Raw genomic sequence first — 22428 nt, 5'->3', positions numbered from 1 at the left:
CAGATTGATCAAGGCCCGCCGCGCTCGCGCTCCGGCGTTGCAACCAGCAAGGCCGCTGCGGCATTGGCGGCGGCAAGTGCCGCCTCGACAGGCTGCCCACGCGCAAGCCCCGCCGCGAAGGCGCCAACGAATTCGTCGCCGGCACCGTGGGTGCTGATGACCTTCACCGGCATCGCAGGCAAGGCGAACGCCTGGCCGTCGCGGTCGCGATAGGCGACCCCCTCCCCGCCGGCGGTGACGATGGCAGCCGGGTAGGAGCCGACGAGCATACCGGCCGCCTTCGCAGCACCCTCGAGTGTGTCGACGACCGGAACACCGGCCAGGAATTCCGCCTCGATGGCGTTGACGATGACGATGTCGGTGAGCGCGATCAGCTCGGCGGACAGTTTCCGGGCGGGTGCGGCGTTGAGGAGGACGCGGCCGCCATGCGCCTTCACCGCCCGCGCCGCGGCGATATTGGCGGCTTCTGGCACCTCGTTTTGCAGCAGCAGCACCGCCGTTTGCGCGATCAGCTCGGCCGCCTCCGCAATGTCCTTTTCGCCGAGAGTGAGATTGCTGCCCGAGACGATCACCGCGCCATAGTCGCCGCTGTCGTCGAAAATCGCTACGCTCATGCCCGAGCCGGCGCCGGAAGCCTCCCGCACGGAGCGCCGGTCAACGCCCCAGCGATCGAGATTGTCGAGAAGCGCGCGGCCGAAATCGTCATCGCCGACAGCTCCGATCATTGCCGCACGCACGCCGGCCCGCGCTGCCGATACCGCCTGGTTGCCGCCCTTGCCGCCGCATTTTGGATGCCAGGCATGGCCGGTCACCGTTTCGCCCTTGCGTGGGCGATCGGGGGCTTCGACCATGATGTCGTAATGCAGGCTGCCGAATACGGTGACCAGCGGCGGGGAAGCCGTCATGTGCCTCTGACTTTCAGGAGCGGCTTGCCTTTCATGAGTTCTTGTCTTTCCGTTTCGACGTCACCGCGGACATGGTGCGGCCGAGATTGCGCTCCGCCGCCTGGTAGTCGCGTTGCGCGACCGCCACGAACAGCGCGTCGAGGATGTTGAGTTGGGCAATGCGCGCCGCCGCGTTCTCGCCCATCAGCGGCGAGCCTTGCGCGGTCGAGCAGAGCACGATGTCGGCGACGGCTGCCAATGGTGAGTTGTCGTAATTGGTGATGGCCAGCGTGCGCGCGCCGCTTTTGCGCGCAAGTTGGATGGCGTCGATGACGGCGCTCGTGTTGCCGGAATGCGAGAAGCCGACAGCAATGTCGTCGGCGCCGAGCAGCGAGGCCGACATCAGCATCATGTGCGAATCGTCGTAAACGGAGGTGCGGATGCCGATGCGCAGGAATTTGTGCGAGACATCGCGTGCGATCTGCGCCGAACCGCCGACGCCGTAGAAATCGCGGTTCCTGGCGCGGTAAAGCAGATCGGCGGCGCGGTCGAAATCGTCCATGTCGAGGATGGCGAGCGTCTCCTCCAGCGCCTGGATGGAGGTGCGGAACACCTTCTGCACGATTTCCGCCGAACTGTCGTCCACCGACAGTTCCTGATGCATCTCGGCGGTCGGCAGGCGGCTGTATTCATAGACCGCCGTGCGAAAGTCACGATAGCCGGAAAAACCCAGCTTCTTCGCGATCTTGACCACCATCGCCTCTGAGACGCCGGCCTCCTCTGCGATCTGCTTGAGCGGGATAGTCTCGTCGAAGCCGCGCCTGCCGAAGACGGTTTCCACCACCTTCGCCTCGAGCGGCGTCAGATGCGGCATCATCATGCGGATGCGCGGCCCTACTGCTTTCAGATCCAGCCCGGTCAATGTCATCCACGTCCCCTCGTCACGCGATCGATAAGCATCGCGGCGAGGATTATAAGGCCAGTTGCCAAGAGCTGATAGAAGGACTGCACGTTCATCAGCGTCAGGCCATTGCGCATGCTGCCAAGGATGACGGCACCCAGGATTGTGCCGACGACGCTGCCCTTGCCGCCCATCAGCGAGGCACCGCCGATCGCCGCCGCTGCTATGGCGTCGAGCTCCCAGAGATTGCCGAGAATGGGTTCGGCCGCACCCAACCGGCCGATCAGGATCTGTGCGGCAAGCGCCGCCAGCAGGCCCGAGATCATATACGCGGCGATCTTGGTGCGGGCGATCGGCACGCCGGCTATATAGGCCGCTTCCTCATTGCCGCCGACGGCGAGCAGATATTCGCCGAACGGCGTCTTCTTGAGGATGATCCAGGCAATCAGCGCGACCACGGCCACGATAATGACCGCCAACGGCAATCCGAACAGCGAGCCATTGAAGATGGCACGGAAGCCGGCAGGCAGGCCGAGCACCGGATTGCCGCCGGTATAGATCAGCGCCAGCGCCCGGTAGGTGCTGAGCGTTCCCAGCGTGACGATGAAGGGCTGCAGCCCGACATAGGCGACCAGCACGCCGTTGAGCAGGCCGCAGGCAAGGCCGATGGCGAAGCCGGCGGCGATGGCCAGCGGAAACGGCACGCCGGCAACCAGCATCGAGGCCGAGATGACTGCCGAAAGAGCTGCCGTCGGCCCGACGGACAGGTCGATGCCGCCCGAGATGATGACCAGCGTCATGCCCAACGCCAGGCAGGCATTGATGCTCGACTGCTGCAGGATGTTGATCAAATTGCGCTCGGCAAAGAAGCCGGGGACCAGCGCCCGGAAGACAGCGAGGATCACCACCAGGCCGATCAGCGTGCCAGCGTCGCGCACCGAAAACCGGTGCAGGAAATCTGCGCTTGGGCGCGCTGCTGTGTGTTGGGTTATATCGGTCATCCGCTGGTCCTGTCCGTTATGCACCGGCCCGGCGGCCTTGCGCCTTGCCGGCCTCAATCTCCGTTTGGGGTATGGCGTGCGCGGCGATCGCCTGTTCGCTGAGACTTGCGCGGCCCAGTTCGGCGGCGACCGTGCCGTCACGCATGACCAGCACCCGGTCGGCGAGCCGGATCACCTCGGGCAACTCGGACGAAACGACGATTACCGAATGGCCTTCGGCGGCGAGCTCCTCGATCAGGTGGTAGATCTCCGCCTTGGCGCCGACATCGATGCCGCGCGTCGGCTCGTCGAACAGAAGGATCCGCGTTCCCGCCGCCAGCCAGCGGCCGATGATCGCCTTCTGCTGGTTGCCGCCGCTGAATAGGCGGATCGGCCGGTCGAGCAGGAACGGTCTGAGATTGACGCGTTTCATCTTCTCGGCTGCCACGCGCTTCAGCCGGCGGTGGTCGATGACGCCGCGCGGCGCGAACACGCCCATCGACGCCAGCGCGATGTTGCTGGAGATCGACCGCAACGGCACGATGCCTTCGCGCTTGCGCTCCTCCGGCACCAGGCCGATGCCGGCGGCGATGCCGTCGCGCGGACTGGAAAGTTTTGTCGCCTTGCCGTCGATCTCCATTGTGCCTGATGAGACCCGGTCGGCGCCGGCCAGCAGCCGCAGCAGCTCGGTGCGGCCCGAGCCGACCAGGCCGGCAATGCCCAGCACCTCGCCGCGATGCAGGTCGAACGAAACGTCATGGACCTTGGTCGCCGAGGCCAGGCCACGCACGCTCAGCCTGATCTCGCTGGAAGCATGCGAGCGGTGCTGTTCCTGCGCAAGTTCGCGGCCGACCATCATCGAAACGACGGCCTTTTCCGACACCTGCGCGAGATCAACGGTTTCGACCACGACACCGTCGCGCATGATGGTGGCGCGCTGGCAGATGCCGAACACCTCATCCAGCTTGTGCGAGACATAGACGACCGTGACACCGTCGCGCGCCAGGCCCGCAATCACTTCGGCCAGCCGTTCGAACTCGCTCGGCGTGAGGCTCGATGTCGGCTCGTCCATCGCCACGATCCTGGCGCGGTCGAGCAGCGCCCGGGCAATCTCGACGATTTGCCGCTGCGCCACCTTCAGCGAGCCAAGCGGGGCTGCCGGATCGATGGTCGGGTCGATGGCGGCCAGGGCTTCCGCAGCGCGGCGCTCCTGCTCGCGCCGTGCGACGAAGACGCCGCCGCGCGTCAGCGGATGGCCCAGGAACATGTTCTGGGCAACGCTGAGACGTGGCACCTGCTGTAATTCCTGATGGATCATCGCGACGCCCGCGGCCCGCGCCTGGACCGGGTTGTTCAGCGTCACCGGCCTGCCGTCGATGAAAACGCTTCCCGCTGTCGGCCGGTAGACGCCCGACAGGATGCGCAGCAGCGTCGACTTGCCGGCGCCGTTCTCGCCAAGCAGGCCATGGATTTCGCCGGCGCCGACCGAAAAGGACACGTCGCTCAGCGCCCGCACGGCCGGAAACAGCTTGGAAATGCCCTCGAATTGCAGCCGCGCTGACATTGCTTCGGTTCTCCAAGCAAGGGTGCCGACCCAAGGCCGGCACCCGCCGCCCTGCTCTATTGGCCTGCTGCCGCGTCCTCGAGCAGCGCTTTGCGCACGGCGTCGCCGCCGCCCGAGTAACGGTCGGCATTGTCCTTGGTGATCAGCGCCTGCGGGGTGGCAACAACACGCGGCAGCTTCTGCCCAGCCACCAGTCGCAGCGCCGATTCCAGCGCCACCTCGCCGGTCAGCACCGGGAAGCTGTCGACGGTACCGGTCAGCTCGCCGGCCCGGATCGAGGCATAAGCGTCGGAAATCCCGTCGGTGCCGAAGACGGCCACCTTGTCCTGCAGACCGGCCGCCTTGACCGCTTCGACGATGCCCAGCGCCATGCCGTCATTATTGGCATAGAAGCCGATCAGGTCGGGGTGCTGCTGCAGGATATTGGTGGCCGCGTCGTAGGAGGTCTGGCGATCCCAGTTGCCCGGCACGCTGGCGACGACCTCGAACTTGCCGCCTTCAGTGATCGTGCTCTTGAAGCCGTCGGTGCGCTGGACGGCGGCGTAGACGCCGGCCTGGCCTTCGACGATGGCAACCTTGCCGCCATCCGGCCGGTTCTTGATGAACCATTTGGCGACACGCACACCATTGTCGCGCTGGACATTGCCGACATAGTACTCGGCCTGCGGGATGACCGCGTCATTGACGTTGACCACCGGCACGTTGGCGGCCCTGGCCTGTTCCATGATCGGCTGCAAATTGGAGTCGGTCTGCGGTGAAACGAGCAGCACGTTGTAGCCTTGCGTGACCAGGCCTTCGGCGATGGTGAGCTGGCCGAGCTGGTCGCCCTCGCTCTGCGCCGCCTGGTAGACGACGGGCACGCCGATGCGGTCGCCGAACGACTTGTAGCCCTCACCCAGCGAGCGCCAGTATTCGTTGGTCAGCGTCTTGGAGACCGCACCCGCCTTGGTGCCCTCGGGCAGCTTGGGGAAAGCCCCGAACTTGGCCTCGAGCTGCGACCAGTCGATGCGATCCTTCTCGGTGTCGGAATTGAGCGGCGCGAGATCCGCGGAAAACACAGAGCCGATGGACAGCGTCATCAGGGCAGCGGTAGCGGTGACGAGCAGAAATTTCATGGTCTTTCCTCCCTTGTTGAAAAACGGTGATGGCGCCGGCCTCAGCTGTCCGGCCCGAGCATGGCTTCCTGGATGATGGCCTGCGACGCGACCGCGTCCTGACGATCGACGGCGGCTGACAGGCGGTTGTCCTTTTCCAGCCGCTCGACGACGCGCAGCATGCGCTTGACGGTGGCGATGTTGACTTCGCATTCGTGGACGGGATCGAGCCCGGTCATGTCGGGGAACGTGTCGAAGTAGATGGCCCCGGCATAGCCGTCGCGGCGGATCTGCCTGAGCAGCTCGATCGTCTGCAGCGTGTGCACGGCACCGACCATCAGGCCGTCGTCGCGCTTGGCGTAGCCGTCGTTGAGGTGCACGCCGAGCAGCTTGCTGTGCCGTGCTATGAGGGCGGCAGCGAAAGCCGGCTGCTCGTCGGCATAGAGCACGTGAGCGAAATCGAGCGTCACGCCGAGATTGGGCAGGCCGATCTCGCGGATCGCCAGCAATGTCGTCGCCGCATCGGGCATCAGGCTGTAGGAGCGCGGCTCGTTGGGTTTATATTCAAGGCTAATCTGGCAGCCCGGATCATGCGCCGCTACTTCACGAATGCCATCGATTTCGTGTTGCCAGAGTGTTGCGTAGTCAGCCTGGAAGGCGTAGTCGAAGCCATCCTGCCCGAGCCACAATGTCATCAGGCTGGCGCCGGCCTCGCGCGCGGCGTCGATGCCGGCCTTGGTCAGGTCGATGGCCTCCCGGCGAACGGAAGGATCCGGATTGGTGAAGGCGCCGAGCTTGAAGGCCGGATTAGAGTAGTAGCGCATGGCGAAGCCATTGATGGAAAGCCCGAGATCGCTGAGTTTGCGCGCCATTTCCGCAGGTTTTTCATCGACATGGTCGGGGAAGTTGAGGTCGAGATCGGTCAATTCCGCAACCTTCGCCGCACGCGCCGCCATTTGCAGCATGGACGGTTTACCAACAAGATCAGGCCACTCGGCCTGTGGCCGCGAGGCAAAGGAATTGAGGCGGGTAGCGAAACGACAGACTGTCATCGGTGACCTTTCATTGTCATAACTTCACATAAGAATGATTATTTGTAAAGTTGTTAATTGCTCTCGGTGGCGACGGATTCGCCATGCCCGGGCTAGTTGCGACCACATGAGGCCCAGGCAAGCGCAGCACTGTCACGCAAGTATCATGTTCGCGTCCTAGATCGCTTCTCCGAAGGCTTTCGCGGCATTCTCGATGCGACGCGGCGCTTTTTCAGATCCCGGCTGTTTTGTCACAAAGAGGATTTCCATGAAAAACCTGCACCGAAACGCGTCCCTCGCAGTCGCGCTGGCGATGTTCACCGCCTTGACTCCGGCCTTGGCTGAAAAGGCAGCGACCGTCGGCGGCGTCAGCTTCGTCAACAAGGGCCTGGTCGGTGTCGGTCGCATCCCGGCCAGCCAAAGGGACAAGTTCGGCGAGACGTTTGGCTCCGGCTCGGGCATGGCGATCGACGCTGCCGGCTGGACGCATGGCGCCGATGGCTATAAGGGCTCGCTGTGGCTGCTGCCGGATCGTGGCTACAATGTCGTCGGCACCACCGATTACCGTCCGCGCATCAACACGATTGCCATCGAATTCGCCCCGATCGCACCGGGTGCGGCACCAGCCGCCGGCCAGGAACAGTCGGGCCTCAAGGCAACCCTTGCCGACACCATGCTTTTGACCGACGACAAGGGCGCCGACGCAACCGGCCTCGATCCGCTCAACGGCGTGCGCGCCGCGACCGACGACATGCCGATCCTGCCCGAAGCCAACGGCAAGCTCGCGCTCGATAACGAGGCGATCGTGCGGCTGCCCGACGGCACCATGTTCATCTCGGACGAATATGGTCCGAACATCTACCACTTCTCCGCCGATGGGCGTCTGATGTCGGCAACGCAGTCACCGGCGGCGCTTGTCCCGATGCGTCATGGAACGCCGAACTTCGCGTCCAACAATCCGGGACCGGGCGCGGCAGACCCAGATCCGACGGATCCCGAAACCGGCCGTCAGAACAACCAGGGCCTCGAAGGCATGGCACTGACGCCGGACGGGAAGTTCCTGATCGCTGTGCTGCAATCGGCCCCCAGACAGGATGGCGGCGATTCCGCTTCGACGCGCCAGAACACGCGCGCGCTGGTCTACGATGCCTCGGATCCGGCCCAACTCAAGCTTGCGCATGAATATGTTGTGCCGCTGCCGGTGTTCACCGATGCCAAGGGCAAGACCAAGATTGCCGCGCAGAGCGAAATCGTGGCTCTGTCGGACAAGACCTTCCTGATGCTGGCGCGCGACAGCGGCAACGGCCAGGGGGTGAAGGGCGACACCTCGCTCTATCGCGAGATCAGCGTCGTCGATGTGTCGGCGGCAACCGACATCGCCGGCACCGAGTTCGACAAGGACAAGCCGGTTGCGCCCAAAGGTGAGCTCGATCCCTCGGTGACGCCGGCCAAGCTGACGCCGTTCATCGACATCAACGACAAGACCGAGCTCGGCCGCTTCGGGCTGCACAATGGCGCGCCCAATGACCGCAACAACCTTTCGGAGAAGTGGGAGGCGATGTCGGTGGTGAGCGTCCTCGATCCAACACGGCCCGACGACTATTTCCTGTTCGTCGCCAACGACAATGACTTTCTCACCCAGGACGGCTTCCAGGTCGGCGCGGCCTACAAGGCCGAAGATGGCCCCGATGTCGACACGATGTTCCTGGTCTATCAGGTCACGCTTCCAGGCCTCGCCGGGAAGTAGCGACACCCCTAGGCAGGCGGACGCGCCTAACGCGTCCGCCTGCCTGGCACGATCGAACGGTCGGGCCCTTCAGTTGCGGCTCGCCGGCACAAGGATTGTGTTCTAGTGGGTTTGCAAAACCTAAGACTGATGACCCGTCGAAGGCACTTACCTCAACATCTCCGCGTCCTTTGGCACGCCCGCATCGATCGGCTCGGCCGTCCTGTCCGACACGGCGGCGATCTTCCCGGCGGCCGACAGGTTCGGGCGCACGAAGACCGGCGCGACGCCGTCGACGCGGCTGTAGAGGTCGATAATGTCCTGATTCATGAAGCGCACACAGCCGGAGGAAGCGTTCTTCCCGATGGAATCCCACTCCGGCGTGCCGTGCAGCCGGTACATCGTGTCCTTGCCGTCGCGGAAGAGATATAGCGCGCGTGCGCCCAGCGGGCTGTGCGGGCCGGGCGGCATGCCGTCCTTGTATTTCGCCAGTTCCGGCCGGCGCTGGATCATCTCCGGCGGCGGCGTCCAGACCGGCCACTTCTTCCTCGCCTGAACCACGGCGCTGCCGGTCCATCCGAAACCGGCCTTGCCGAGGCTGACGCCATAGCGAATTGCCTTGCCGCCATCGCGCACCAGATAGAGGAAGTGCTCGGAGGTATCGACGACGATCGTGCCGGGTTTTTCTCCGGTCGGATCGGACACGATTTGGCGCACGAATTTCGGATCGACCTTGGCTACCGGGATTGCCGGCAGTTGATAGCCCTCGTCGACGCGCGCCGCATACATACTTGCGGCATCGCCGAAAGCCGGATCGCTTGGCGCCGCGGTCACTGGCGGCGCCGCTACGTCCGTCGTGGTGCACGCCGAAAGAGCCACGGAGGCCGCGCCCAAAGCGGATGCACCAAGAAACGCACGCCGGTTCAGGCGCTCAAAAAACAGCGGAATATCGGACATGAACCCCCGGCTTGCCCATGAGATCCAGGAAAGATGCGGCCCCACGCGTGCAGGATCAATATACGATTCCGGAAGCTTTGAGAACATGATTGGATCAAGGCACGCCAGGCGGAATTCGCAACGCTGCGTCGACCTGTCTCGTTAAATCGGCAATCATTGCGGACCGGACTCAAGATAAGCCTTCGCCGAGTTGCCTGCCATGGACGACAAGATGCCCGCACGCCGGCGGACCAGCGACCTCACCAGTGGACCTATCCCGCGAACATTGCTGCTGTTCGCCCTGCCGGTGCTCGGCTCCAATGTTCTGCAGTCGCTCAACGGCTCAATCAATGCCGTCTGGGTCGGTCGTTTCCTCGGCGAAGCGGCGCTGACCGCCACGTCCAATGCCAACCTCGTGCTGTTTCTCATCCTCGGCACCGTCTTCGGCATCGGCATGGCGGCGACCATCCTGGTCGCGCAATCGGTCGGCGCCCGCGATCTGCCCGAAGCCCGCCGCATTGTCGGCACCAGCGCCACCTTCTTCTTCCTTGTCTCGGTGGTGTTCGCGGTCTGCGGCTGGATCTGGGTCGATACAATCCTCAATGCGCTCGGCACGCCGGCCGATGCGTTGCCGCTGGCGCGCTCCTATCTGCGTATCATTTTTCTCGCCGTACCGATGATGAACCTGCTGTCCTTCGTCATGACGGTGCTGCGCGGCGCCGGCGATTCGCGCACGCCTTTCCTATTCATGGCGCTGGCCGTCGTGCTCGACGTCATTTTGAACCCGTTGCTTATTCTCGGCATCGGCCCGTTCCCCGAACTCGGCATCGCCGGCTCGGCCACCTCGACGCTGATCGGCCAGACGGTAAGCGTGCTTGCCATCCTGATCGTGCTTTATGCGCGCAAGCACCCGCTGCGGCTGGCCGGCGCCAATCTTGCTCTGCTGCGGCCGGACCCGGCGCTGCTGCGCATTGTCGTCTTCAAGGGCGTGCCGATGGGCCTGCAGATGATCGTCGTCTCGTCCGCGGCGCTGACTGTGATGGGCATGGTCAATGCCTACGGCTCGCAGGTCGCGGCTGCCTACGGCATAGCCGCCCAGCTCTGGACCTATATCCAGATGCCGGCGCTCGCCATCGGCGCCGCGGTCTCGTCCATGGCGGCGCAAAATGTCGGCGCCGGGCGCTGGGACCGGATCGGCCGCATCGCCGCGTCCGGCGTCGGCTTCAACCTTGTGCTTACCGGCGTGCTTGTCGCGCTGCTGTTCGTATTCGATCGCGCGGTGCTCAGCCTCTTCCTCAGCAGCGACAGTGCAGCGATCGACATCGCCACTCACATCAACAAGGTCGCATCCTGGTCCTTCATCCTGTTCGGCATCACCATCGTGCTCTTCGCCACTGTGCGTGCCACGGGCGCGGTGATGCCGCCGCTGATCATCCTGGTGATCTCGGTACTTCTCGTGCGCACCAGCTTCGCCTATTTCTTTCGAAGTGCGATCGGTGAGGAAGCGTTGTGGTGGAGCTTTCCGGCCGGCTCGATAACCTCGCTCGTGCTGGCCACGGCCTATTATCGCTTCGGCCGTTGGCGCAGCGTGCACATGATCGAGAGCCGGCCGGCTGCCGGCGAACCGCCGGATACCGGCCTCGGCGTGCCGCGCCAGCGCGCGCATCTTTCGCCCGAGACGCCGAACGGCTGAAAGGCCGGCTCAGCGCGCGTATTTCGCGCCAAACCCGAGCGCCACCAGCGAAAAGACGACAATCATGCCGGCAAAGGCCAGGCTCGCCACGGTCGCGCTTGCCACGGTCGACAGGATGCCGATGCCGATGACCGGCAGCGCGTTGCCGCAAAAACAGCAGATGAAGAAGGCCGAGACCACTTCGGCACGGCGGTCCCCCGGCGCGATCTCGTTCACCACCTGCAAACCACCGCGATAGCCGAGCGCTGACGCCACCCCGCACAAGGCAGTTGCGGCGACCATGATGGCCATCGAGGCGAAGACCTGCGCCGCAACGATCAGTGCGACGCTGGGGATCATCAGCGCAAGTGCCGCAAACATCGCGGCCCGGCTCGAAAGACGCGTCGTCGCCACAATGGTGGCGGCCGCCACGATCGACAATTCAAAGAACAGAGCGCCGGCTACCGCATGGTTGGCTACCTGCAGTTGCTGCGCCAGGATGCTCGGCGCGAGTGCCGCATAAAAGCCGACGAGCGCCATCGCGCCAAAGCCGGTCACCGCCGGCGCAACGAAATTTGCGCGGATGTCATCAGGCACGGAAAGCCGCGGCCGCATCGAGACGTCAGCCAGTTTTCCCGGCCGCGAAACGGTTTCCTGCGTACGCCAGATCAGCAGGGTTACGATCGCTAGCATCGCCAGGTGGACGACGAATATCAGCCTGAGCGGCCAAGGTGCGTATTCTGCGAGCAACCCGGCCCCCAGCGCACCAAGGCCGAGGCCGAGAAAATTGGTGCTGGTGGCAATCGTCGCCGCCTGTGACTTGTCGTTGGCCGAGAGCAATTCGGCGAGCCAGGCCGTCCCAGTCCCGGCGCCGACGCCAATTCCCAATCCGCTCAAAATCCGGGCGATGTCGAGCCACGCGACATTTTCTGCGAACAGGAAAAACACCGCGCTGACGACGGCCACCGCCATCCCGGCCAATGCCATCGGACGGCGCCCGATAACATCGGACACACGGCCCAACATCAGCAGCGCTGCCAGATTGCCGATGACATAGACGGCGTAGACCAGCGTCAAAGTGATCTGCGAGAAGCCGAAGACCTGCTTGTAGATGATGTAAAGCGGCGTCAGCGCCGTGCTGCCGGCGAAAAGAGCCGCGATCATGGCAGCCACGGCAGCCGCTGCGGCGCTGCCGCCGAGTTCGTGATCGCGCGTCATGACTTGAGCGTGAGCTGTCATTTTTCGACCTTTTGCTGTTCGGGATCTGACACCAAACGCCTTTTTCGCGTCAGCCGTTCCCCCTTCCCGACTTGCTCCTGACAAGTTTGGCAGCTTTGCCGATGGCGCTGAGCGAGATCCTCTTTTAACCTCAGCGGATTGTCAGGGGAGATTCATGGGCAAAGGACGGGTCGAGGCATTCACCGATGGCGTGGTCGCCATCATCATCACCATCATGGTGCTGGAATTGAAGGTGCCGCATGGCGAGGATTTTTCCGCGCTGGCACCACTCTGGCCGATATTCCTCAGCTATGTGCTGTCCTTTATCAATGTCGGCATCTACTGGAACAATTTGCACAACATGTTCCATACCGTGCAGCGGGTTGACGGCCGCGTGCTGTGGGCGAACCTCAACCTGCTGTTCTGGCTATCGCTGATGCCGGCGACGACAGCCTTCATGGGTGAGAACCATTTCGCGCCCGTGCCGGTCGCCGTCTATGGCGTCGACCTGGCGCTCTGCGCCATCGGCTTCAACATCCTCACCATGGCCCTGCATCGACTGCACAGCAGCGAAACCCTTTTCGCCAGGGCATTGGGCAATGACCTCAAGGGAAAGATCTCGCTGGCCCTCTATATCGCCGCCGTCGCACTGACCTTCGTCAATCACTGGATCGGTGTCTCGATCTATGTCCTGGTAGCGCTGATCTGGTTAGTGCCGGACAGGCGCTTCGAGCGGTTAATCGAGAAATAGACAGACCATGATCCCGAACCGAAGGACCGCGTCAGCGAAAAGTGGATGCCGGTTTTCGGAAAAGATCATGGTCCAACGAGAAGATAGAGCCCATCTCGAATTTTATCGGGATGGAACAGGCTCTAGCCTCGCATTTCCTTCAGCTTTTCCGCTACCGAGGCGGCAAGGTCGGCGTAGCGCTCCTCCAGCCGCTCGGCCGCCTTGATCACTGAAAAATCATGGCCGAACTTTTCCAGCGCCATACGCAGCTTTTCGACGAACTCCGCCTGTTTTTCGAGCGCCGAAAAAAGCGTTTTCACTTGCGCTTCGCTGATGTCGGGATTGGCAAGCATTTGCGGCACTTCGCGGCTCATCTGGTCGCCGGTTGCGGTCTGTTCTTTCAGGATCTCGATCCAGTCGGTCAATCGTCAGTCTCCTTTTCCATATCAGCATGCGCAGCGCCCGCCGACGCGGTCAACCCGAAGATACCGGCATCGGCTTGCGCGAGCCTCGTTCCGCGCTAAGTTCGCCGCGGCCAGAACAGGAGAAAATCATGACCACCAACGCCGAGATCCAGACCGCCCTGCCCGCACTTGCCTCCGGTAATGTCGCCGTCATCACCGGCGCGGCCAGCGGCATCGGCCTTGCCGCGGCCAAACGGCTAGCGGCGATGGGCATGAAGATCGTGCTGGCCGACATCGGCGGCGCACGCCTCGATGAGGCCCGACACGCCGTCGCCGCCATCGCCGGCGAGAGCGCCGTGCTTGCCGTTGCAACTGACGTCTCGAAAGCCGACGAGCTCGACCGACTGGCCGAACGGACATTCGGCGCCTTCGGCGACGTCTCGCTGCTGATGAACAATGCCGGCGTCGGCAACAACCCCGGCAAGCCCTGGGAGAACCGCGAGGCCTGGAAGCAGTTGCTGGACATCAATTTCTGGGGTGTCATCCATGGCGTCGAGGCCTTTGCGCCGCGCATGCTGGCGGCGGGAAAGCCGGGTCTGATCGTCAACACCGGCTCCAAGCAAGGCATCACCACGCCGCCCGGCAACCTCGCCTACAACGTCTCCAAGGCTGGCGTGAAGACCTATACCGAGGGCCTTGCACACGCGCTGCGCAACGAGCCCGGCGCCAATGTCGCGGCGCATTTGCTCATTCCCGGGTTTACCTTTACCGGCCTGACCGAAGGTGCGACCGAAAAGCCGGCCGGCGCCTGGACCGGCGAGCAGGTCATCGACTTCATGCTGGCCTCGGTGCTGCGTGGCGATTTCTACATCCTGTGTCCCGATAACGAGGCGACCCGGTCCATGGACGAAAAGCGCATGGCTTGGGCGATTGGCGACATCATCGAGAACCGCCCTGCCCTGTCGCGCTGGCACCCGGACTACAAGGAAGCCTTTGCAGCATTCATGAAATGATCCAGCGAACGTCGCGCAGGAACCCGGACAACAGGCTCCCTCACGCCGAAGCGTGCTTCTTCGCGTTGCGCTTCTTGGCCACGGCTTTGGGTGCGGCCATGTCGGCAACCTGTTCGTCGTGCCGCTTCGCCGCGCGTTCACATTTGGCCCGGATTTCCTCGACTTCGGATTCGGTCAGGTGCTCGATGCCGATAAAGGTATTCTTGGCTTTGCTGACGCGGATCAACTCGTCGAGCTTGGCCTGGATCGCTGCACTGTCGCGGTTCTGGGTGTTCTGGATGAGAAACACCATCAGGAAGGTGACGATCGTGGTGCCGGTATTGATGACGAGCTGCCACGTGTCGGAAAAGCCGAAGACCGGACCGCTTGCCGCCCAGACCACAATGATCAGGAAACAGACGGCAAACGTCGGCGGCAGACCGGCAAGATGGGCGATATGGTTGGCGATCCTGGTGAACAGCTTTTCGATCATGGCAGGGAGAAACAATCGGCAACTGCTTCGAGTTCCCTGCGAGGAGGAATTCACGGTCAAACAGCGCACGCGCCGCGCTCGCAACGATCAGGCGGCGTCGTTTTCCCAGCGGTCGAGGAAAGCCTCGATAGGCAAGGCCTGCATGTCGGGGACTGCCCTGGCCAGTTTCTCGACCGGCCAGTCCCACCAGGCAAGACGTTCGATCCGTGCCGCAGTTTCCGCGCTGAAGCGCTGGTACAATGGCCTGGCCGGAACGCCAGCGACGATTGCATAGGCCGGCACGTCGCGCGTCACCACCGCGTTGGCACCGACGATCGCGCCGTTGCCGATCACTATGCCAGGCATGATCACCGCGCCATGGCCGATCCAGACATCATGGCCGATGCTGACGGCTTTCGCCCGCCGTCGGTTGCGGAACGCCTGATCGACACCCAGCCAGCGGAAGTACTCGTTGGGCCGGTAGCTGATCTTGTGTTGCGTCAGCCGCTCGACCGGATGTTCCAGCGCATTGATGCGGCTGTTGGCGGCAATCGAGCAGAATTTGCCGATCGTCGTATAGATCGCTTCAGCGTGGCGCTCGAAGTAGGAGAAATCGCCGACCGTCACCTCGCGTAGGATGACCCGCTCGCCGATCGACGCATAGCGTCCAAGCTTGCACGCCTTCAGCTCCGCCGTCGGATGGATGCGCGGCTCGGGATCTTTCAAGACAAGGTGTTCGGGACGGTCCATGCGCGCGCTTTACGCCGGCACGCATAGTCTCGCAAGCCGAGTGCAGCGCCGCGCATCCGTTTGGATGCGCCAAGGACCCTGTAGCACCTTCAGTCTCTATTTCGGCTTGCCGCTGGTCCACACCACGTTCTGGCCGTAGAGCGGCACGGTGGTGACCGACATCTTTGCCGAGCCATCCTGCACCTGGCGCGAATGCGATAGGTAGATCAGCGTCTCGTTGGCCTTGTCGTAGATGCGGTTCACCACCTGCTTTTTCCAGATCAGGCTGATGCCTTGCTTGAACACCTCCTCGCCGGCCTCGCTCATGTCGATGTCGCCAATGGTGATCGGCCCGGTCTGGCGGCAGGAGATCGAAGAATCGGACGGGTCCTCGAACCAGTTGCCTTTCTGCAGGCGGTCGATCATGCCACGGTCGAAATAGGAGACGTGGCAGGTCACGCCCTCGACCTTCGGATCCTTGATCGCCTCGACGATGATGTCGTTGCCGAGCCAATCGACGCCGACCTTGCCGACTTCCTCGGCGACGGCCGCGCCGGCACCAATGACCAGGCATGCAGCCAACGCGCCGCCAATCAATTTTCGCAAAGAGGCCTCCTGCGGTTCGAATTTTGCCGACCTCAGGTGGGACGAACGGCGGCGCTTTGCAAGCAGATCGCCTTCCCACAGCATTGCCGGTTGCGGCAACGCGACATCTTTGCGTCGGTGCGACTGAACCGCTAAGAGTGATCGCCAAGCTGGGGCCTTCACGGCGCCAATATGGCGGCCGATGGAAATCACGACGGACTTTCACTGATGATGCGTTCAATTCTGGTCGGCATTCTGGTCCTGATGGCCGCAGGCATCGGCTGGCTCACCTTCGACTGGTACCGCGGACATTATGGCGGCGAGCCGTTCGGAGCGCCGTTTACGCTGGTCGACCAGAAGGGCGCGCCGGTCACCGAAGCCGCCTTTCGCGGCCACCCCAGCGTCGTTTTCTTCGGCTTCACGCATTGTCCGGAAGTCTGCCCGACCACGCTTTTCGAGTTGGCCGGCTGGCTGAAGACGATGGGCGACGACGGCAAGAATCTGCGCGCCTATTTCGTTACGGTCGACCCGGAGCGCGACACGCCCGAAATCATGAACACCTATGTCAGCAATTTCTCCGATCGCATCCTCGGCATCACCGGCGATCCCGACAAGGTCCACGCCATGGCCAAGTCCTTCGGTATCTACTGGAAGAAAGTCGACACGAACGACGGCGACTACACGATGGACCACACCGCTTCGGTGCTGCTGCTCAATGCCAAGGGCGATTTCGCCGGCACCATTGCCTATGGCGAAAGCCCGGACGCCGCCATCGCCAAGCTCAAACGGCTGGTGGCGGAAGGTTGACGTATCCGGTAATGACGCAGACGCGTTTGTATTTCACCGCGGGCAAGATCGAGGCTGATCGCATCTTCGCGGCGCTCGGTGCGGCGTTCGACGATGAGGGCCTGCCGGTTGCGGTGCTCGAGGTCGACGAGGACCGCGACATCCACGAAGTATCGCTCTATGCGGACGACAACGTCGATGCGGTCGAGGCGCGGCTTAGGGACATCCTTGCCGGACTGTCGCTGTCGAAATCGATAGAGCGCGAAGCGCTGCCCGACATCGACTGGGTGGCGCGCTCGCTGGAGGGGTTGAAGCCGGTGCGGGCCGGGCGCTTCTTCGTCCATGGCGCGCATGACCGCAGGAAGCGCCACAGCGGTGAGCTCGCCATCGAGATCGAGGCCGGCCTTGCCTTCGGCACCGGCCATCACGGCACCACCGCCGGCTGCCTCGAAATGCTGGAGCAGGTCATAGAGCGCGAGCATCCGCGCAACGCGCTCGACCTTGGCACCGGCAGCGCGGTGCTCGCCATCGCGGTGGCCAAGCTCGCTCATATTCCAGTGCTGGCGACCGACATCGACCCGGTCGCCGTCAAGGTGGCCGCCGCCAATGCGCGGCTGAACCATGTCAAGGCGCTCATTGAAACGGTGGCTGCACCCGGTTTTCATCATCCGATCTTTGCCGCGCGTGCGCCCTTCGACCTGATAATTGCCAATATATTGGCGCGGCCGCTGATGCGGCTGGCGCCGCAAATGGCCGGGCATATCGCGCGCGGTGGCTCGATCGTTTTGTCAGGCATTCTCGAGCGCCAGCGCGACGCGGTGATCGCGGCCTATGTCGGCCAGAAATTCCGGCACGTCCGCACCTTGCACCGCGAAGGCTGGGTGACGATCCATCTCAAGCGCTGAGGCGCCGCGCCTTCAACGCATCCGCTCGGACCTAGCGAGAGTTCGCCGCTTTCTTCAGCTCTTCGCGATCGTAGCCGTGAGCTTTCAGCGTTTCGTCATCAAAGCCAAGCAAAACGCCGCTCACATACCGGCTCGCTTCGCGCTGGCGAGCTTCGATCAGCGCGTTCACAGCGCTTCTGAAAAATCCGCGTCTGGCTGAAATCGTGGACATGATGGTCTCCTTTGCAGGCAATAAGACACGTTCCTCCACGTTAAGAAGGTAAGCCTTGCTGACGCTTTTTGAAATCGCCGATTCTGCATGGCCTCCATGCGCAAAAAGAGGCTGTCGCGACCAGGCATGATCGTTCCGAAAATCGATTCCGATTTTCGAGGTCATGCGCTACGGTCGCGCCAGCATTCGAGGAGAGCCCACATGTTCCAGACCTTCGATTCCGCCGGCGATCCGGCCGTTGGCAAGCCGCGCGTGGCAATGCTACGCCAATGGTTGGCGGCGAATGGGCTGGACGGCTTCATCGTGCCCCGCGCCGATGAGCACCAGGGCGAATATGTCGCCGACCGCTCGGCACGGCTGAAATGGCTGACCGGCTTCAGCGGCTCGGCCGGCGTCGCCATTGTGCTTGGCGAGCGCGCCGCCATGTTTGTCGACGGGCGCTACACGCTGCAGGTGTGCCAGGAGGTCGATCTCGACATCTTTTCGATCGAGAGCCTTGTCGACAACCCGCCGGCCAACTGGATCAAGGACAATCTCGGCAAGGGCGTGCGGTTGGGCTTCGATCCATGGCTGCATACGATCAGCGACGTCAAGGCGCTGAGGGCCTCGGCCGTGAAGTCCGGCGCGATACTGGTGCCGCTCGAACAAAATCCGATCGACGCCATTTGGCAGGACCAGCCCGGGCCGCCACTGGCGCCGGTCGAGATCCACCCGATCGGCTTTGCCGGCGAACTGGCCAAGGACAAGTTGGTCTGGCTGGCGGCAGCCATCGAGAAGGAGGGCGCCACCCATGCCGTATTGACCGACCCCTCCTCCATCGCCTGGGCCTTCGACATCCGTGGTGGCGACGTGCCGCACACACCGCTGGCGCTCGGCTTTGCCGTGCTCGCCGCCGACGGATCGCATCTGCTTTTCATGGACCAGCGCAAGTTCTCACGCATCGTCGCAGCCTATCTGACGCAGCTCGCCGAATTGCACGAACCCGGTGAATTCGAAACGGCGATCGTCACCTTGGCCAAGGGCGGTGCAAAAATCGCGCTGGACCCCGCTCTGGCGGCGGAGAAGCTCAGCATGCTGGTCGAGGACAATGGCGGCACCGTCACTGCCGCACCGGATCCGGCCCGCATCCCACGCGCAACGAAGAACAAAGCCGAGATCGCCGGCGCCCGCGCCGCGCATCGCCGTGACGGAGCCGCCGTCGCCAAGCTGCTGTGCTGGCTCGACCGTCAAGAACCCGGCACGCTCGACGAGATCACCGTTGTCACCAGGCTCGAGGAGACGCGCCGGCAAACCGGCGACGAAACACAGATGCCGCTGCGCGACGTCTCGTTCGACACAATCTCCGGCGCTGGTCCCAACGGCGCCATCATGCACTATCGCGTCTCCCGCGCCACCAATCGCAAACTGGAGCATGGCGAGCTGTTCCTGCTCGATTCCGGCGGACAGTACCAGGACGGCACCACCGACATCACCCGCACAGTGCCGATTGGCGCGCCGACGGAAGAGATGCGCGAGCGCTTCACGCTGGTGCTGAAAGGCATGATCGGCATCTCCATGCTGCGCTTTCCACTGGGCACGCGCGGCTCCGAACTCGATGCCGTAGCGCGCCTGGCGCTATGGAGACACGGCTGCGATTTCGCCCATGGCACCGGGCACGGTGTCGGCTCCTATCTTGCCGTACATGAGGGCCCGCAGCGTATCGCCAAGACCGGCACCGAAAAGTTGCTGGCCGGCATGATCGTCTCCAATGAGCCCGGCTATTACAAGGAAGGTTCTTACGGCATCCGCATCGAAAATCTCGTCCTGGTCACTCCGGCTGAGATGGTCGAAGGCGGTGACATCGCCATGCATGGCTTCGAGACGCTGACGCTGGCGCCGATCGACAAGCGGCTGATCCGGTCGGATCTGTTGACGCGTGACGAGTTGCATTGGCTCGACGAATACCACGCGCGGGTGCTGGCCGAGATCGGACCGATGCTCGACGGCGAGACGCTGGCCTGGCTGGAAAAGGCAACCGCCCCGCTGCCGCACGACTTCAAGCAATAGCGGCGGCGGCAACGCCGGTTGACAGGCTTTGCTCCGCAAGCAGTTCTTGCAAAGCCGTAACGTTGGGAGAACCGGCTCCCTTGCGCCAGAACAACACCGTGACGGCGTTGTCTTCGTCAGAGGGCAGTTCGTGCAGCTTTAGCCAGCGGCTCTCCGGGAAACCCGAAAGCACACTTTTCGGCATCAGCGCTATGCCCATGCCAGCCACCACGCAACCAAGGATGGCATGGTATGAACCAAGCTCGATGGTTTTCTCGGCCATGAACCCTCTGCGCGCGTACCATTGTTCCAGCCGCTTGCGGTGCGGGCAGCCGTGCTCGAAGGCTATCATGGTTTTGGGCACGTCCAGGCGGTCGTCGATCGAAACGCGCGATGCCGCCGAGACAATGATCAGCTGCTCCTGGAATGCGGGCAGCTTTTCGAACGGAGCGTCGGCGATGGGCTCGGCGGCGAACGCCGCATCGAGCTCGCCGGCAAGCATGGCGGTCGCGAGAACCTGAGGATTGCCGGTGCGCAACTGGATTTCCACTCCGGGATAACGTGCATGATAGTCGGCGAGCAGACTTGGAAGCCGGGCCGCGGCGGTGCTCTCCATGGCACCTAGGCGAAGCGTGCCGCGCGGGCGTGGATCGAGCATCGCTGTTCGCGCCTCCTCCGCAAGCGCCAGCAGCCGATCCGCATAGCCGACCAATTTGTGACCGGCCGGCGATACGTGCAGGCGCTTGCCCTCCCGGATAAACAGCTGCACGCCGAGATCCTCCTCGAGCTGCCGGATGCGTGTGGTCACGTTCGATTGCACGCGAAACAGTTTTTCCGCTGCCCTGGTGATTCCGCCCTCGCGCACCACCGTGCGGAAGATGCGCAGATCGGCCAAATCCATACATCTCTCCTGGAGAACGTAACAATCTTAATTATTCATTTTAGCTGATTAGCCCTTTCCCGTAAATCGTCGGTGTAGCTGCCTATCAACACGGCAAACCAGGGGGAGATGGAAATGTCGCCCGAGCCCTTCGGCATCCAGCCGATCGATCTAAGCGCATTGACGCCAAAGCAGCGTGAAGCGCTCTATAGCGGCGCCGTGCGGCGCGCCCACCAGGAGAGAGCGGAGGCGATCCGGCTGAGCCTGTCGCAGGTCGCGTCGATATTCAAGAAACCTGCTGGCTGGGCAGGAGCTATTACATGGTTTGCAGCGCAGATGAGCGCTGCGGCGAAGCCGCACGATCAGAAGTGGTGATTTTCGCAATGGCGGTGGGTCGGCTATCGACCGGACCCCAGCATCACCCTGAGTGCGAAGCCGACCTGGCTTGTGCTGCCCAACAACTGCGTGACCGACATCACACAGACGACGCCAATCTGCAGGGGATTGACCGCAGCCTTACTGCTGCCAACCGGCTTTCTTCAACAGATCCGCCATCTGGTCTGCCCAATGTGGATTGCGCAGCCTGAGCGGCGCCAAGGCATCGCCTGTAGGGTTCTCCATCTCCCGCATCAGTTCGACGCAAGATCTTGCCTCCGGCAGACGGCCAAGCGAGACGTAGCAGCAGGCGAGTGTTTCATAGGTGGGTCGCCACGTGGGACCGACCTTGCGAGCCTCAATCGTCGCGACGAGCCCCTCGTTTGCCTGCCCCGCAAATAGATAAGCGAGCGCCAGGACATTAAACCAGACGAAGTTCTGCGGATCGTACCGGTTCAACATAAGGCCGTGTTCGAGCGGCGCTATCGCTTCGGATGCGCTGCCGCGGAAAAGCTGCCCCATTCCCATAGCCAGATGACCAAGGGCGAAACTTGGGCTGATCTCGATCGCTCTTTCCGCAGCAAGAACGGCTTGTTCCTGCGCATTGGCATAGATGCTGCAGATGGCGAGCGCATAATGCGAATAGGGATTTTTCTCGTCGAGCCGAACCGCCTTCAGGGCTGCATCCAGGCCTTCTCGGATATCCTGTGCCGGCTTGTCGCTCCAGCCGTAAGCGACGATGCCGGCGCTCACCCGACCGAGCCAGAGATGGGCCTCTGCGAGTTCAGGATCGAGCTTGCACGCCAGCCGAAATAACTCGCGGCCACGCAAGTGAGTTTGACGGCCGACGTGGTGAAAATGCCAGGTACCTTGCCGCACCAGGTCCCAGGCCGTCGCATTTCCGCTGTTGCGTCCAACGGCTGGGAGCGACTCCGTCTTGAGCAGTTCGGGTTCGATCGCACCAGCCACCCGCTCGGCTATGGCATCCTGGACGGCGAACGCCTCCGTCAGTTCCATCTCGTATCGTTCGGCCCAGATCTGATTGGCCGAGGCGGCATCGACCAGTTGCGTCGAGACCCGGATCTGCTGGCCGGACCGGCGCACACTTCCTTCCAAGACATAACGGGCGCCACGCTCCGACGGTCTCAGCACTTATTCCCGGCAGATAGTCCGACCCCTGTTCGGCCCGATAAGCCTCGCCGCCCCTAACAACCAAAGCCTTTCCCTCGCTGGGCGCAGCACTGTCCATTGCGGCCGGCTGTTTCAACATCATCATCTTGAACCTCCATTTGTGTTAGTCTGTGCGAAGGACGGCCAGAATGATCAGT

At 63.0% G+C, this 22428-nt stretch carries 23 protein-coding genes; 8 read left to right on the top strand and 15 right to left on the bottom strand.

Annotated elements, in window-relative coordinates; all coding sequences use genetic code 11:
- Positions 1 to 8 precede the first annotated feature (8 nt).
- The 6 genes from NKH91_RS09700 to NKH91_RS09675 are packed head-to-tail and all read right to left on the bottom strand — an operon-like array spanning position 9 to position 6475.
- Positions 9 to 905 (bottom strand): ribokinase, encoded by an 897-nt coding sequence (locus tag NKH91_RS09700; RefSeq protein WP_352844509.1) that lies wholly within the window; start codon positions 903 to 905, stop codon positions 9 to 11.
- A 31-nt stretch (positions 906 to 936) separates the two neighbouring features.
- Positions 937 to 1812, bottom strand: coding sequence for a MurR/RpiR family transcriptional regulator (locus tag NKH91_RS09695; protein ID WP_023721163.1), 876 nt, complete (start codon positions 1810 to 1812; stop codon positions 937 to 939).
- On the bottom strand, positions 1809 to 2786 hold the full coding sequence (locus NKH91_RS09690) for an ABC transporter permease (protein WP_352844510.1): 978 nt from the start codon (positions 2784 to 2786) through the stop codon (positions 1809 to 1811). Before NKH91_RS09690 ends, NKH91_RS09695 begins: the two co-directional genes overlap by 4 nt.
- A gap of 16 nt (positions 2787 to 2802) precedes the next feature.
- Positions 2803 to 4329, bottom strand: coding sequence for a sugar ABC transporter ATP-binding protein (locus NKH91_RS09685; RefSeq protein ID WP_352844511.1), 1527 nt, complete (start codon positions 4327 to 4329; stop codon positions 2803 to 2805).
- Between the two features lie 56 nt (positions 4330 to 4385).
- Positions 4386 to 5444 (bottom strand): sugar ABC transporter substrate-binding protein, encoded by a 1059-nt coding sequence (locus NKH91_RS09680; RefSeq protein ID WP_352482899.1) that lies wholly within the window; start codon positions 5442 to 5444, stop codon positions 4386 to 4388.
- Between the two features lie 41 nt (positions 5445 to 5485).
- Complete coding sequence (locus NKH91_RS09675) at positions 5486 to 6475, bottom strand: TIM barrel protein (protein WP_352482898.1); 990 nt, start codon at positions 6473 to 6475, stop codon at positions 5486 to 5488.
- A gap of 247 nt (positions 6476 to 6722) precedes the next feature.
- Between NKH91_RS09675 and NKH91_RS09670 the strand changes: the two genes are divergently transcribed.
- On the top strand, positions 6723 to 8201 hold the full coding sequence (locus tag NKH91_RS09670) for an esterase-like activity of phytase family protein (RefSeq protein WP_352844512.1): 1479 nt from the start codon (positions 6723 to 6725) through the stop codon (positions 8199 to 8201).
- 147 nt (positions 8202 to 8348) lie between these two features.
- Here NKH91_RS09670 and NKH91_RS09665 read toward each other — a convergent pair whose 3' ends face one another.
- Positions 8349 to 9137, bottom strand: coding sequence for a L,D-transpeptidase (locus NKH91_RS09665; protein ID WP_352481524.1), 789 nt, complete (start codon positions 9135 to 9137; stop codon positions 8349 to 8351).
- Positions 9138 to 9336: 199 nt separating this feature from the next.
- Between NKH91_RS09665 and NKH91_RS09660 the strand changes: the two genes are divergently transcribed.
- Positions 9337 to 10809: an MATE family efflux transporter gene (locus NKH91_RS09660; RefSeq protein ID WP_352639763.1), complete on the top strand. Its 1473-nt coding sequence runs from the start codon at positions 9337 to 9339 to the stop codon at positions 10807 to 10809.
- Between the two features lie 9 nt (positions 10810 to 10818).
- On the opposite strand, the gene NKH91_RS09655 is transcribed toward NKH91_RS09660, so the two are convergent.
- Entirely contained in the window at positions 10819 to 12027 is a 1209-nt protein-coding gene (locus tag NKH91_RS09655; RefSeq protein ID WP_352844513.1) for an MFS transporter, read from the bottom strand.
- A 154-nt stretch (positions 12028 to 12181) separates the two neighbouring features.
- Here NKH91_RS09655 and NKH91_RS09650 point away from each other — a divergent pair, with 154 nt between their 5' ends.
- Complete coding sequence (locus tag NKH91_RS09650) at positions 12182 to 12757, top strand: TMEM175 family protein (protein WP_023721173.1); 576 nt, start codon at positions 12182 to 12184, stop codon at positions 12755 to 12757.
- A 122-nt stretch (positions 12758 to 12879) separates the two neighbouring features.
- Here the strand turns inward: NKH91_RS09650 and NKH91_RS09645 are convergent, their stop codons facing one another.
- The gene (locus NKH91_RS09645; RefSeq protein WP_023721174.1) at positions 12880 to 13161 is read right to left on the bottom strand and encodes a hypothetical protein; all 282 of its coding nucleotides are present in this window, start codon (positions 13159 to 13161) and stop codon (positions 12880 to 12882) included.
- Positions 13162 to 13289: 128 nt separating this feature from the next.
- Here NKH91_RS09645 and NKH91_RS09640 point away from each other — a divergent pair, with 128 nt between their 5' ends.
- On the top strand, positions 13290 to 14153 hold the full coding sequence (locus tag NKH91_RS09640; RefSeq protein WP_023721175.1) for an SDR family NAD(P)-dependent oxidoreductase: 864 nt from the start codon (positions 13290 to 13292) through the stop codon (positions 14151 to 14153).
- 40 nt (positions 14154 to 14193) lie between these two features.
- On the opposite strand, the gene NKH91_RS09635 is transcribed toward NKH91_RS09640, so the two are convergent.
- The 3 genes from NKH91_RS09635 to NKH91_RS09625 all read right to left on the bottom strand — a co-directional run bounded on the left by NKH91_RS09635 (position 14194) and on the right by NKH91_RS09625 (position 15939).
- A complete protein-coding gene (locus NKH91_RS09635) occupies positions 14194 to 14625 on the bottom strand; it encodes a low affinity iron permease family protein (protein WP_031194582.1) in 432 nt (143 codons plus the stop codon).
- A gap of 87 nt (positions 14626 to 14712) precedes the next feature.
- Positions 14713 to 15354, bottom strand: coding sequence for a DapH/DapD/GlmU-related protein (locus NKH91_RS09630; protein ID WP_352481528.1), 642 nt, complete (start codon positions 15352 to 15354; stop codon positions 14713 to 14715).
- A gap of 96 nt (positions 15355 to 15450) precedes the next feature.
- Entirely contained in the window at positions 15451 to 15939 is a 489-nt protein-coding gene (locus NKH91_RS09625; protein ID WP_023721178.1) for a CreA family protein, read from the bottom strand.
- A gap of 207 nt (positions 15940 to 16146) precedes the next feature.
- On the opposite strand from NKH91_RS09625, the gene NKH91_RS09620 reads away from it, so the two are divergent.
- Both NKH91_RS09620 and NKH91_RS09615 read left to right on the top strand, forming a co-directional pair.
- Complete coding sequence (locus tag NKH91_RS09620) at positions 16147 to 16725, top strand: SCO family protein (protein WP_352844514.1); 579 nt, start codon at positions 16147 to 16149, stop codon at positions 16723 to 16725.
- Between the two features lie 11 nt (positions 16726 to 16736).
- On the top strand, positions 16737 to 17609 hold the full coding sequence (locus NKH91_RS09615) for a 50S ribosomal protein L11 methyltransferase (protein WP_023721180.1): 873 nt from the start codon (positions 16737 to 16739) through the stop codon (positions 17607 to 17609).
- A 31-nt stretch (positions 17610 to 17640) separates the two neighbouring features.
- On the opposite strand, the gene NKH91_RS09610 is transcribed toward NKH91_RS09615, so the two are convergent.
- A complete protein-coding gene (locus tag NKH91_RS09610; protein ID WP_348633244.1) occupies positions 17641 to 17985 on the bottom strand; it encodes a hypothetical protein in 345 nt (114 codons plus the stop codon).
- Between the two features lie 36 nt (positions 17986 to 18021).
- Between NKH91_RS09610 and NKH91_RS09605 the strand changes: the two genes are divergently transcribed.
- Entirely contained in the window at positions 18022 to 19866 is a 1845-nt protein-coding gene (locus NKH91_RS09605) for an aminopeptidase P family protein (RefSeq protein ID WP_352844515.1), read from the top strand.
- Here NKH91_RS09605 and NKH91_RS09600 read toward each other — a convergent pair.
- Entirely contained in the window at positions 19856 to 20746 is an 891-nt protein-coding gene (locus NKH91_RS09600) for a LysR family transcriptional regulator (RefSeq protein ID WP_352884644.1), read from the bottom strand. The two genes, NKH91_RS09605 and NKH91_RS09600, sit on opposite strands and share 11 nt — an antisense overlap.
- 114 nt (positions 20747 to 20860) lie before the next feature.
- Between NKH91_RS09600 and NKH91_RS09595 the strand changes: the two genes are divergently transcribed.
- Complete coding sequence (locus tag NKH91_RS09595; RefSeq protein WP_352481531.1) at positions 20861 to 21100, top strand: hypothetical protein; 240 nt, start codon at positions 20861 to 20863, stop codon at positions 21098 to 21100.
- Positions 21101 to 21241: 141 nt separating this feature from the next.
- Here NKH91_RS09595 and NKH91_RS09590 read toward each other — a convergent pair whose 3' ends face one another.
- Positions 21242 to 22204, bottom strand: a complete 963-nt coding sequence (locus NKH91_RS09590; RefSeq protein ID WP_352884646.1) for a tetratricopeptide repeat protein — start codon at positions 22202 to 22204, stop codon at positions 21242 to 21244.
- Between the last annotated feature and the right edge of the window lie 224 nt (positions 22205 to 22428).

Origin of the sequence: Mesorhizobium sp. M0894, from assembly GCF_040319725.1 — a bacterium.
Classification (GTDB): Bacteria; Pseudomonadota; Alphaproteobacteria; order Rhizobiales; family Rhizobiaceae; genus Mesorhizobium.
This window is presented reverse-complemented; position numbering and strand designations above follow the sequence as displayed.